The 11,368-nt window shown below is 66.0% G+C and carries 13 protein-coding genes; 5 read left to right on the forward strand and 8 right to left on the reverse strand.

All coding sequences use genetic code 11. From position 1 onward, the window contains the following. Nucleotides 1–2: 2 nt before the first annotated feature. Both G3N93_RS24015 and G3N93_RS24020 read left to right on the forward strand, forming a co-directional pair. Complete coding sequence (locus tag G3N93_RS24015; protein WP_241026676.1) at nucleotides 3–566, forward strand: nitroreductase family protein; 564 nt, start codon at nucleotides 3–5, stop codon at nucleotides 564–566. A 186-nt stretch (nucleotides 567–752) separates the two neighbouring features. Next, nucleotides 753–2,003 (forward strand): Hsp70 family protein, encoded by a 1,251-nt coding sequence (locus G3N93_RS24020; protein WP_206134105.1) that lies wholly within the window; start codon nucleotides 753–755, stop codon nucleotides 2,001–2,003. A 99-nt stretch (nucleotides 2,004–2,102) separates the two neighbouring features. Here G3N93_RS24020 and G3N93_RS24025 read toward each other — a convergent pair whose 3' ends face one another. Next, entirely contained in the window at nucleotides 2,103–2,306 is a 204-nt protein-coding gene (locus G3N93_RS24025) for a cold-shock protein (protein WP_006477070.1), read from the reverse strand. Between the two features lie 420 nt (nucleotides 2,307–2,726). On the opposite strand from G3N93_RS24025, the gene G3N93_RS24030 reads away from it, so the two are divergent. Continuing rightward, nucleotides 2,727–4,325: an APC family permease gene (locus tag G3N93_RS24030; protein ID WP_174939723.1), complete on the forward strand. Its 1,599-nt coding sequence runs from the start codon at nucleotides 2,727–2,729 to the stop codon at nucleotides 4,323–4,325. A 111-nt stretch (nucleotides 4,326–4,436) separates the two neighbouring features. Here G3N93_RS24030 and G3N93_RS24035 read toward each other — a convergent pair whose 3' ends face one another. The 7 genes from G3N93_RS24035 to G3N93_RS24065 all read right to left on the reverse strand — a co-directional run bounded on the left by G3N93_RS24035 (nucleotide 4,437) and on the right by G3N93_RS24065 (nucleotide 10,538). Continuing rightward, complete coding sequence (locus tag G3N93_RS24035; RefSeq protein ID WP_174939721.1) at nucleotides 4,437–5,228, reverse strand: class III extradiol ring-cleavage dioxygenase; 792 nt, start codon at nucleotides 5,226–5,228, stop codon at nucleotides 4,437–4,439. A 213-nt stretch (nucleotides 5,229–5,441) separates the two neighbouring features. Beyond that, the gene (locus tag G3N93_RS24040) at nucleotides 5,442–6,038 is read right to left on the reverse strand and encodes a UbiX family flavin prenyltransferase (RefSeq protein ID WP_174939719.1); all 597 of its coding nucleotides are present in this window, start codon (nucleotides 6,036–6,038) and stop codon (nucleotides 5,442–5,444) included. 19 nt (nucleotides 6,039–6,057) lie between these two features. Next, nucleotides 6,058–6,369 (reverse strand): Grx4 family monothiol glutaredoxin, encoded by a 312-nt coding sequence (grxD, locus tag G3N93_RS24045; RefSeq protein ID WP_011350791.1) that lies wholly within the window; start codon nucleotides 6,367–6,369, stop codon nucleotides 6,058–6,060. Between the two features lie 67 nt (nucleotides 6,370–6,436). Beyond that, nucleotides 6,437–7,279: a peptide chain release factor N(5)-glutamine methyltransferase gene (gene prmC, locus G3N93_RS24050; RefSeq protein ID WP_174939717.1), complete on the reverse strand. Its 843-nt coding sequence runs from the start codon at nucleotides 7,277–7,279 to the stop codon at nucleotides 6,437–6,439. Between the two features lie 7 nt (nucleotides 7,280–7,286). Further along, entirely contained in the window at nucleotides 7,287–8,369 is a 1,083-nt protein-coding gene (gene prfA / locus G3N93_RS24055) for a peptide chain release factor 1 (RefSeq protein WP_174939715.1), read from the reverse strand. Nucleotides 8,370–8,451: 82 nt separating this feature from the next. After that, entirely contained in the window at nucleotides 8,452–9,750 is a 1,299-nt protein-coding gene (gene hemA / locus G3N93_RS24060) for a glutamyl-tRNA reductase (RefSeq protein ID WP_011350794.1), read from the reverse strand. Nucleotides 9,751–9,776: 26 nt separating this feature from the next. Next, a complete protein-coding gene (locus G3N93_RS24065) occupies nucleotides 9,777–10,538 on the reverse strand; it encodes a response regulator transcription factor (protein WP_174939714.1) in 762 nt (253 codons plus the stop codon). A gap of 171 nt (nucleotides 10,539–10,709) precedes the next feature. Here G3N93_RS24065 and G3N93_RS24070 point away from each other — a divergent pair, with 171 nt between their 5' ends. Together G3N93_RS24070 and G3N93_RS24075 are read left to right on the forward strand one after the other, a co-directional pair. After that, nucleotides 10,710–10,964, forward strand: coding sequence for a hypothetical protein (locus G3N93_RS24070; RefSeq protein ID WP_011350796.1), 255 nt, complete (start codon nucleotides 10,710–10,712; stop codon nucleotides 10,962–10,964). Nucleotides 10,965–10,982: 18 nt separating this feature from the next. Beyond that, nucleotides 10,983–11,368, forward strand: a 386-nt coding sequence (locus G3N93_RS24075; protein ID WP_206134106.1) for an aminopeptidase P family N-terminal domain-containing protein, incomplete at its 3' end; no start/stop codon positions are given.

Here is an 11,368-nt window from a genome sequence, read left to right on the forward strand (position 1 = left end):
TCCTGATCGCGGGCCGCTGGAGCCCGCGCGCGTATTCGGATGAAGCCGTCAGCGCCGGCGATCTGCACGCGGTGTTCGAAGCCGCCCGCTGGGCGCCGTCTGCCTACAACGCGCAGCCGTGGCGCTTCATCGTATTCGACCGCACGCAGGACGAAGACGCATTCAAACGTGCGTTCGCGACGCTGGTGCCGTTCAACCAGGGCTGGAATGCGCCGGCGCCCGTGCTGATCGCGGTGACCGCGCACACGCTCACGCCGAAGGGTGAGCCGGCCCCCACCGCGCTGTACGACGCGGGCGCCGCCGCGATGTCGCTGGTGCTGCAGGCGCACGCGCTGGGCCTGGCCGCCCACCAGATGAGCGGCTTCGATGCGAAGGCGTTCCGCGATGCGTTCGCGATTCCGGCCGACGTCGCGATTCCGTCGATCATCTCGCTCGGTCACTACGGCAACGTCGACAAGCTCGATCCGGTGCTGCGCGATCGCGAGAAGGCGCCGCGCACGCGCCATGCGATCGGCGAGGTCGTCTATGCGGGCGCGTGGAAGAAGGGTTTCGACGCGGCAGCCTGACCCGTCAGGCGGACGGGCTGCATCGCGCATCCCGCCCGCATGTCTCCCCGGCGCGCCAGGCCGCGCACGTCCCGCCGAGGCCCGGTGCGCGGCACCGCTGGCCGGCCCCGGTTGTGATCCCGCGGGCTTCATGTTAAAAAGCCCGTCCTTTCCGTTTTCGCGCCGGCCCCGCTGCGGCAACTTCCCATGACTTACTGCGCGATCGATTTCGGCACGTCCAATTCCGCCGTGGCGCTGCCCGACGGCGACGGCATGCGCCTCGCGCCCGTCGAGGGCGACCACCTGACGCTGCCCACCGCGATCTTCTTCAACAACGACGAAGAGACGGTCGAATACGGCCGTGCGGCGCTGGCTTCCTATATCGACGGTTTCGACGGCCGGCTGATGCGCTCGATGAAGAGCATCCTCGGCTCGCCGCTCGCGGAAACCACGACCGATCTCGGCGACGGCAGCGCGATGGCGTACACCGAAATCATCGCGCGCTTCCTGACGCACCTGAAGCGCAAGGCCGAAGCCCGCGCGGGTGCGCCGATCGGCAGTGCGGTGCTTGGCCGCCCGGTGTTCTTCGTCGACGACGATCCGCGTGCCGACCGCCTCGCCCAGGACCAGCTCGAGACCGCCGCGCGGTCGGTCGGCTTCACGGACGTGCACTTCCAGTACGAACCGATCGCGGCCGCGTTCGACTACGAATCGCGCCAGCAGGCCGAGCGCCTCGTGCTCGTCGCCGACATCGGCGGCGGCACGTCCGACTTCTCGCTGGTGCGCGTCGGGCCCGAACGGATGGCGCGGCTCGAGCGCAAGGACGACGTGCTGGCCCACCACGGCGTGCACGTCGCGGGCACCGACTACGACCGGCGTGTCGAGCTGGCGGCGATCCTGCCGGCATTCGGCTACCGTTCGCTCGACCCCGAAGGGCGCGAGCTGCCGAACAAGATCTACTTCGATCTCGCCACCTGGCACCTGATCAACACGGTCTACACGCCGAAGCGGCTCGGCGAGCTGAAATTGATGAAGCACCTGTACCAGCAGGTGCAGCAGTACGACCGGCTCACGAGCGTGGTCGAGCAGCGGCTCGGACATGCGCTGATGGCGCGCGCGGAAGAAGCGAAGATCGGTGTCGCGGCGGGCGGGGAGACGATGATCGACCTGAACGACGTGGAAGAGGATCTGCAGATTGCGTTCGACGCCGACCGACTCGTCGACGCGAGCCATGACGACACGGCACGCATCGTCGATGCCGCGCGCGAGACGGTACGGCTGGCGGGCGTTGCGCCGCGCGATGTCGGCGCGCTGTATTTCACCGGTGGCTCGACGGGGCTCGCGTTCCTGTCGGGCGCGCTGGCGGGTGCGTTCCCGGATGCGCAGCCGGTGTTCGGCGACCGCCTTGCGAGTGTCGCGACGGGCCTCGGCATTCACGCGCAGCGATTGTTCGGTTGAATGCGGGCGGCTGAAAGGCCGCCATGCCGGGCAACCGGCGCTTAAAAACAAAAAGCCCCGCCGAAGCGGGGCTTTTTTTCACGAATTATCGCGCCAAGCTTAGACCGGACGGATGTTCGCAGCTTGCAGACCCTTCGGGCCCGTCTTCACTTCGAATTCAACCTTCTGGTTTTCTTGCAGCGTCTTGAAGCCTTCGACGCGGATTTCCGAGAAGTGCGCGAACAGATCGTCGCCGCCGCCTTCCGGGGTGATGAAGCCGAAGCCCTTTGCGTCATTGAACCACTTGACGGTACCGGTTGCCATGTTACTTGTTCCTAAAAAGATAAAACGGGGCCGAGGCCCATGGGGTGCGGAAAATCAAGGAAGGGGTAATAGGACCAACCGGAGTACCGTTGATGGGCGAACTACGAAAGAACCAATTCACTCGCCACTTGAAATCCTGCGAAGTCCTTTATACGGCTTATCAATCGCGTGGTCAACCGTATTTCCGTGGACTCAGGGTTATTGCGGAGATCAGGTTTACAAAGCTTGCAAACGACGCGAATTTTTTGTAGGGGCCGAACGATTTTGGCGCCACGTTTCAGGTGCAACCGTTAAACTACGCGCCGCGTGGACGGGTTGCCCTGATCGGGTGACTCGCCCCCCCAAAATTGCGTGCGCGGTGCTGTCCGAGCCGATCCCGGACCGCGGGCCGACCATGCTTTTTGAGACACAGGAGAGGATGTGAAGAGTTCTATTCAACGGAACATCGGCCCGTTTGCATTGATGCTGACGGGGCTGGGTTCGATTATCGGCTCGGGCTGGCTGTTCGGCGCCTGGAAGGCCGCGAAGATTGCCGGTCCGGCGGCGATCTGCGCGTGGATCATCGGCGCTGTCGTGATTCTCGCAATTGCACTGACGTACGCGGAACTGGGCGCGATGTTCCCCGAGTCGGGCGGCATGGTGCGCTACGCGCGCTACTCGCACGGTTCGCTGGTCGGCTTCATCAGCGCGTGGGCGAACTGGATCGCGATCGTATCCGTGATTCCGATCGAGGCTGAAGCGTCGATCCAGTACATGAGTACGTGGCCCTATCCTTGGGCGCACGCGCTGTTCGTGAACGGCGAGTTGACGGTACCCGGCCTGCTGCTGTCCGCGGTGCTGGTCGTCATCTACTTCCTGTTGAATTACTGGGGCGTGAAGGCGTTTGCCCGTGCGAACACCACGATCACGATCTTCAAGTTCCTGATCCCCGGCCTCACGATCCTCGGCCTGATGCTGACGAGCTACCATCCCGAAAACCTCGGCACCGCATCGAATGCAAGCTTTGCGCCGTACGGCTGGTCGGCGGTGCTGACCGCGGTCGCGACGAGCGGCATCGTGTTCGCGTTCAACGGTTTCCAGAGCCCGGTGAACCTCGCTGGCGAAGCGCGCAACCCGTCGCGCAGCGTGCCGTTCGCGGTGATCACCTCGATCCTGATCGCACTCGTGATCTACGTGCTGCTGCAGATGGCGTACATCGGCTCGGTGAATCCGGCCGACGTCGCGCAGGGCTGGTCGCACTTCAACTTCAAGTCGCCGTTCGCCGAACTGGCGATCGCGCTGAACCTGAACTGGCTCGCGATCCTGCTGTACGTCGACGCATTCGTCAGCCCGAGCGGCACCGGCACGACGTACATGGCAACGACCACCCGCATGATCTATGCGATGGAGCGCAACAACACGATGCCGAAGATGTTCGGCAACGTGCACCCGCTTTACGGCGTGCCGCGTCAGGCGATGTGGTTCAACCTGCTCGTCTCGTTCATCTTCCTGTTCTTCTTCCGCGGCTGGAGCTCGCTCGCGGCAGTGATCTCGGTGGCGACGGTGATCTCGTACCTGACCGGCCCGATCAGCCTGATGGCGCTGCGCCGCGCGGCGACCGACATCGAGCGTCCGCTGTCGATTCCGCTGATGAAGCTGATCGCACCGTTCGCATTCGTCTGCGCATCGCTGATCCTGTACTGGGCGAAGTGGCCGCTGACGGGCGAAATCATCCTGCTGATGATCGTCGCGCTGCCGGTGTATTTCTACTTCCAGGCGAAGTCGGGCTGGACCGGCTGGGGCGACGACCTGAAGGCCGCATGGTGGCTGGTCGCGTACCTGCCGACGATGGCCGTGCTGTCGCTGATCGGCAGCAAGGAATTCGGCGGCCACGGCGTGCTGCCGTACGGCTGGGACATGCTGGTCGTCGCGGCAATCGCGCTGGTGTTCTACTTCTGGGGCGTGAATACCGGCTACCGGACCAAGTATCTCGACGAGCGTGAATCGCACGACGAGATCCTCGAAGGGGTCGGTGCCTGACGCGTGACCTGCCGCCGGATTCGGCGGCGGCAGCAAGCAGCGGAAAAAAGCCCGCCCGAGCGATGCTCGGGCGGGCTTTTTGTTGGGCGGTCGACGGTTGTCGTGCGCGGCTCAGGCGGCCGGGCTCGCGAACACGTAGTTCGTCATCGCGAGTACGCGCTGGTACGTGCCGAGCGACTGGATGCCGAGCTGGTAGTCGTCGTCCGCCGCGCCGAGCGCTGTGAACACCGGCAGCAGATGCTCGTCGGTCGGATGCATCAGCGCCGCGTGCGGTGCCTGTCGGCGGTAGTCGAGCAGGGCGTCGACGTCGCGCGCGGCCAGCTTCGCCTCGAACCAGTCGGTGAATTCCGTGACGCGCGGGTCCGCATCCTCCGGTGCCGCACTGAAATCGGCGGCGCGCAGGTTGTGCGTGATCTGGCCGGAGCCGATCACCATCACGCCTTCGTCGCGCAGCGGTCGCAGCGCGCGGCCAAGCGCGAAGTGGTGGGCGGCATCCGCGCGCGGCTGGATCGACAGCTGCGCCACCGGCACGTCGGCTTCCGGGAACATGAGCAGCATCGGCACCCACGCGCCGTGGTCGAGGCCGTGCTCGGTCGTCGCGGTCTCGATCCCGGCCGCATTCAGCAGCCCGGCCGCGCGCTCGGCGACGTCGGGTGCGCCGGGCGCCGGGTAGCGGATGTCGTACAGCGCCTGTGGAAAGCCGTAGAAATCGTGGATCGTTTCCGGATGCGCGGCGATGCTGGCGGCGGGGCGCTGCGTGCCCCAGTGCGCGGACAGCATCAGCACCGCGCGCGGGCGCGGCAGTTCGGCGGCGAGGTGCGTAAATGCACCGGACGGCAGTGTCGGGTCGATCGGCAGCGTCGGAGCGCCGTGGGACAGGTAGAGCGAAGGCAAGCGGTTCATGGTGGTGGCCTGCAAAGGGATTTGCCTGTGACTATAGGCGCGCACCGAACATTGATAAATCCGCGTCAAGGAATTTGATTGACGCTTGTTTGTTGATAATTGGGGCGACGCAGTGCGTTCCACGCAAGGTGGGCGCTGTATTCGTGAAATCGAATGAATTTTCGTGGCAATCGACGAAGATGCGCGAAGAACGCGCTTCGCGCCGACTTGCGCTTACTGAGCGTGCCGGATGCCGGCCCACGGCGTCGTCAGCGGTGCGCTGAGCGCGAACAGGTCGAGCACGCGCGTGACGGTCTGGTCGACGAGCTCCTCGATCGACTTCGGCATCGCGTAGAACGCAGGCAGCGGCGGGAAGACGATGCCGCCCATTTCGGTGACGGCCGTCATGTTGCGCAGATGCGCGAGGTTGAACGGCGTTTCGCGCACCATCAGCACGAGGCGGCGGCGTTCCTTCAACGTGACGTCGGCTGCGCGCGTGATCAGGTTGTCGGACAGCCCGTGTGCGACGCTCGCGAGCGTCTTCATCGAGCAGGGCGCGATCACCATCCCGTCGGTCGCGAACGACCCCGATGCGATCGTCGCGCCGACATCGCGCACCGAATGCACGACGTCCGCACGGCTTTCGACATCGGCCTTCGACAGCTTCAGTTCGTGCTGGATGTTGAGCCAGCCGGCGTTCGAAATCAGCAGGTGCGTTTCGACGCCGCCGGCAGCGCGCAGCAGGTCGAGCAGCCGTACGCCGTAGATCGCGCCGGTGGCGCCGGTGATCGCGACGATCAGCCGGCGTGGCGGCGCGCTGGGAGATGCCATCGAAAGGGAACGACGCGTATTACGCGGCGGCGAACAGTTGCTGCAGTTCGCCCGACTGGTACATCTCCATCATGATGTCCGAGCCACCGATGAATTCGCCCTTCACGTAGAGCTGCGGGATGGTCGGCCAGTTCGAGAATGCCTTGATGCCCTGGCGGATCTCGTCGTCTTCGAGGACGTTGACCGTCTTGAACTGGTCGACGCCGCAGGCCTTCAGCACCTGGATGGCGCGGCCCGAAAAGCCGCACATCGGGAATTGTGCGTTGCCCTTCATGAAGAGCACGACCTGGTTTTCGTCGACGATTTGCTTGATACGTTGTTGGGTGTCCATGACTGACCTTGCGTTAGCGGGGCGTTAGATCGAAATGATAGCGGATTTCAACCGGGCGGGCCGGGCATCAGCCCGGCAGGCGGCCGCCGGTCGTACGTTCGATGGCGGCCAGATCGGCGAGCGATTCGACCGCGACGAAGCCGTGCGATGCAAGCACCGCACGCACGGCCTCGGCCTGGTCGTAGCCATGCTCGATCCAGAGCGTGCCGCCCGGTTTCAGATAAGTGCCGGCGCCCGCGACGATCGTGCGGATCGCGCTGAGGCCGTCGGCATCGTCGGTGAGTGCGCCGCGCGGCTCGAAACGCAGGTCGCCTTGCGCGAGGTGCGGATCATGCTGCGCGATGTACGGCGGGTTGCTGACGATCGCGTCGAATGCGAGCGCCGGATCGAGCGCCGCGTACCAGTCGCTTTCCAGCCAGTGCAGCGGGCCGCCGGGGCGGCGCGCGTCGAGCAGCTTGCCGGCGTTGCGTTGCGCGACCGCGAGTGCAGCCGGCGAACGGTCGAGCGCCCACACGCGCGCATCGGGACGCTCGGCGGCGATCGATACGGCGATCGCGCCGCTACCCGTGCCGAGATCGAGCACGGCCGGATGCGGCAGCCCGTCGATCGCATCGAGCGCGGCTTCGACGAGCAGTTCTGTTTCAGGGCGCGGGATCAGCACGTCGGGCGTCACGTCGAACGGCCGGCCGAAGAATTCGCGCATCCCGACGAGCTGCGCGACGGGCTCGCCGGCCAGGCGGCGTGCCTCGAGCGCGCGGTAGCGTTCGACCGCGGCTGCGTCGAGCGGCGCGTCGCCGCGCGTGATCAGTTGCGTGCGGGTCCAGCCGAGCGCGTGCGCGAGCAACACGCGCGCATCGACCGCGTCGAGCGGCGACGCGCGCAGCAGTTCGTCGGCGGTGGTGTCGGGCATCGCGGCCTCAGTCGGCATCGCCGAGCGATGCGAGCAGTTCGGCCTGGTGTTCGCTGACCAGCGCGCTGATCAGTTCATCGAGATCGCCGTCCATGAGCGCCTCGAGCCGGTACAGCGTCAGGTTGATCCGGTGGTCGGTCATCCGGCCCTGCGGGAAGTTGTACGTGCGGATCCGTTCCGAACGGTCACCGGAGCCGATCAGGCTCTTGCGTGTGGCCGCTTCCTTTGCGTGCTGCTCGTGATACTGCTTGTCCTTGATGCGCGCGGCGAGCACCTTCAGCGCGCGATCCTTGTTCTTGTGCTGCGAACGGTCGTCCTGGCACTCCACGACGATCCCGGTCGGGATGTGCGTGACGCGCACAGCCGAATCGGTCTTGTTGATGTGCTGGCCGCCCGCGCCGGACGCGCGGAACGTGTCGATCCGCAGGTCGGCCGGATTGATCTCGACCTCGCCGATTTCGTCGGCTTCCGGCATCACCGCGACCGTGCACGCGGACGTGTGGATGCGCCCCTGCGTTTCGGTGGCGGGCACGCGCTGCACGCGATGGCCGCCCGACTCGAACTTCAGGCGCGAATACGCGCCCTGGCCCGCGATCCGCACGATCACTTCCTTGTAGCCGCCGAGATCCGACGCGCTCTCCGACATCATTTCGACCTGCCAGCGCTGGCGTTCCGCGAAGCGCAGGTACATGCGCAGCAGGTCGCCCGCGAACAGCGCCGATTCGTCGCCGCCCGTGCCCGCACGGATTTCGAGGAAGATGTTGCGCTCGTCGTTCGGATCCTTCGGCAGCAGCATCTTCTGCAGTTCGGTCTCGAGGCGGGTCATGCTCTCTCGCGCGCTGCGGATTTCATCTTCCGCGAAGTCGCGCATCGACAGATCGCCGAGCAGTTCCTGTGCAGCCGTCTCGTCGCTGCGCGACTGGCGCCACAGAGCGTACTGTTCGACCACCGGGCCGAGTTCCGCGTGTTCACGTGTCAGCTTGCGGTACTGGTCGAGGTCGGCCGTGACGTTTTCGCGGCTCAGCAGGTCGTTCAGTTCGGCCAGCCGTGTGGACAGCTGGTCGAGCTTGCGTTGCATGCTCGTCTTCATGGTGTGGAGCGGCGCTCCCGGGCAAGGGGTATTCGGAAAGGATAGGCCGGCACGCGGCCGGCGGCAGGGCGATCGGCCGGCGCTAGTGGCCGGACTGGTCGTTCGAGCGCGGTGCGTGCTGGTAGAAGCCGCGCATCAGGTCGATCAGCGAATCGCGATCGGCGCCGTTCACGCGGTTGAGCGCGCTCGTCGGGCCGTGGATCAGCTTGTTGGTCAGCGCCTGCGACAGCGCTTCGAGTACGGCGGCCGGATCGTCGCCGCGCGCGAGCAGCTTCTGCGCCTTGTCGACTTCGGCCCGGCGCAGCGCGTCGGCCTGCGTATGCATGTGACGGATCACCGGCACGACGCTGCGCGTGTCGAGCCATTGCATGAAATTCTGCACGCGCGTCTCGATGATCGCTTCGGCCTGCGCGACCGCGGCCTGGCGAGAGGCGTTGCCTTCGCGCACGATCGCGCCGAGATCGTCGACGGTGTAGAGGAACACGTCCTTCAGCTTGCCGACTTCGGGCTCGATGTCGCGCGGCACCGCGAGGTCGACCATGAAGATCGGGCGGTGGCGGCGCGCCTTCACCGCGCGCTCGACTGCGCCGAGGCCGATGATCGGCAGCGTCGACGCGGTGCACGACACGATGATGTCGAATTCGTGCATGCGGGTCGGCAGATCGGCGAGCGGCATCGCACGGCCGTTGAAGCGCTCGGCGAGCCGCTGGCCGCGTTCGGCGGTGCGGTTCGCGACGACGAGTTCGCGCGGGCCTTGCGCGGCGAAGTGCGTCGCGCACAGCTCGATCATCTCGCCGGCGCCGATGAACAGCACGCGCTGATCGGACACCTTTTCGAAGATCCGTTGCGCGAGACGTACCGCGGCGGCGGCCATCGACACCGACTGCGTGCCGATCTCGGTCGTGCCGCGCACTTCCTTCGCGACCGCGAACGTGCGCTGGAACAGCTGGTTCAGATAGGTGCCGAGTGCGCCGGCTTCCGTCGCGGTGCGGACGGCGTCCTTCATCTGGCCCAGAATCTGGGTTTCGCCGAGCACCATCGAATCGAGGCCGGATGCGACGCGGAATGCGTGCCGGACCGCTTCCGACTGCGGCAGCGCATAGACGTGCGGCGCGAGCTCGTCGACCGGAATCCGGTGATACTCCGACAGCCAGCGGACCGCGCCTTCGCGTGCCGCGCGATCGTCTGTCGCGCAATACAGTTCGGTGCGGTTGCAGGTGGAGAGGATCGCCGCTTCGGGCGTATTGGGCGCCTGGGGGCCGAGAAACACGTTCTTGAACGTGACGAGAGCCGGCTTGATCTGCTCGAGCGGAAACGCCACGCGTTCGCGCAGGGCGACAGGCGCAGTGTGGTGATTGATTCCGATCGTGAGGAGTTGCATATCGAGGGCTATCGTTTAGCCCCATATTATAGCGTTTCAGCGATTTCCTCACTCGCCGCATACCGGGCATCAGCGTGCCGGGGCCGCGAATTTGGGGGCTCGATCGGCACGCGGTCGAGCTGATAGCCGTAGCCGTAGAGCGGCAGCAGCCGGTAGCCGCGCTCCGGAAGCAGCTGCAGTTTGCTGCGCAGCCGGGACGCGTGGGTATCGAGCGTGCGCGACTTCATGTCGCGGCGGCGCGCCCACACCGTTTCGAGGATATGGGCGCGCGACACCGGCCGCGACAGGTTCGTGAACAGCAGCTGCGCGAACCGGAACTCCTTCGGCGTGAGTGAAACGATTGCATCGCCGAAGCGAACGAGGCAGTGCGTGGCGTCGAACGCGTATTCGCCATACATTTCGCGCGAGCGGGTGGGTGGCCGGCGCACGCCGGCGCGCCGGCTCAGCGCGTTGACGCGCGCGAGCATCTCGGGCCCGCTCACGGGGCGCACGAGGCAATCGTCGGCGCCCGCGTGCAGGCACGACACGATTTCGCTTTCGCGCGGCAACAGCATCACGGCGATGGCCGGCAGCCCGGGCAGGATGGTCTGCGCGCGCGGAATGACTTCCTCGGCCGGCTGGTCGCCGGCCCAATGGCCGGTGATCAGCATGTCGCAGGTGTCGGTGGCGAGCCACTCGAAGAACGCCGCACTGGACGGAAACGCGTGGCACACGTGACCGCCCGCAAAGAGCAGGCGGTTCAGGAGCGCGGCATGGCGCGCGTCCGGATCGATCAGAGCGATTCGCATGAGAATTTCTTCAATACGGCAGCCGGCGCGCGCTTGCCATAACGTCGAGTCGGCCCCTACACTCGAATGTTGGCGGCACCCGGCTGGTCTCGGGTTCGAAGGATGAATCGATGCTAGCCGCTGGCAACGTTCACGCCTATGGGACGAATCTGAATTTATAGAAGGCGTCGAATGAACTGGTTTGGAATCCTTGTCCTGGGAGCGGCCGTCGGGCTGTTCGGCCGGTGGCTGCATCCGATGCGGCGCACGGGCCGGCCGGCATGGTGGATCGCGGTGCTCGCCGGCATCGTCGGCGCGGGTGCGGCCCGCATGGCCGGGAATCTCTCAGGACTGTTTTACGATGGCGAGACGCTCGAATGGCCGGTCTGCACCGGTGTCGCGTTCCTCGTCGTAGCCGTGACGGTTGCGCTGTCGGCCCGTCGCTGAATGTTCTCAGGTGAAATCATGAATGCCCGTCTTCCCGAAGTCTCGCCGGTGCCGGCCCGCCTCGCGCTGCTGCGTGGCGCCATGGCCCGCGAGGACCTGGCCGCCTATCTCGTGCCGTCCGCCGATCCCCATCTGTCCGAGTACCTGCCGGAGCGCTGGCAGGCCCGCCGCTGGCTGTCCGGCTTTACGGGCTCGGTCGGCACGCTGGTCGTGACCGCGGATTTCGCGGGGTTGTGGGTCGACAGCCGCTACTGGGTGCAGGCCGATGCCGAACTGGCGGGCACGGGTGTGCAACTGATGAAGATGACGGGCGGGCAGCAGAGCGCGCCGCACGTCGACTGGCTCGCGCAGAACGTGGCGGCCGGTGCGACGGTCGGCGTCGACGGCGCCGTGCTCGGCGTCGC

It is taken from the genome of Burkholderia sp. Se-20378 (assembly GCF_017104665.1).
Classification (GTDB): Bacteria; Pseudomonadota; Gammaproteobacteria; order Burkholderiales; family Burkholderiaceae; genus Burkholderia; species Burkholderia lata.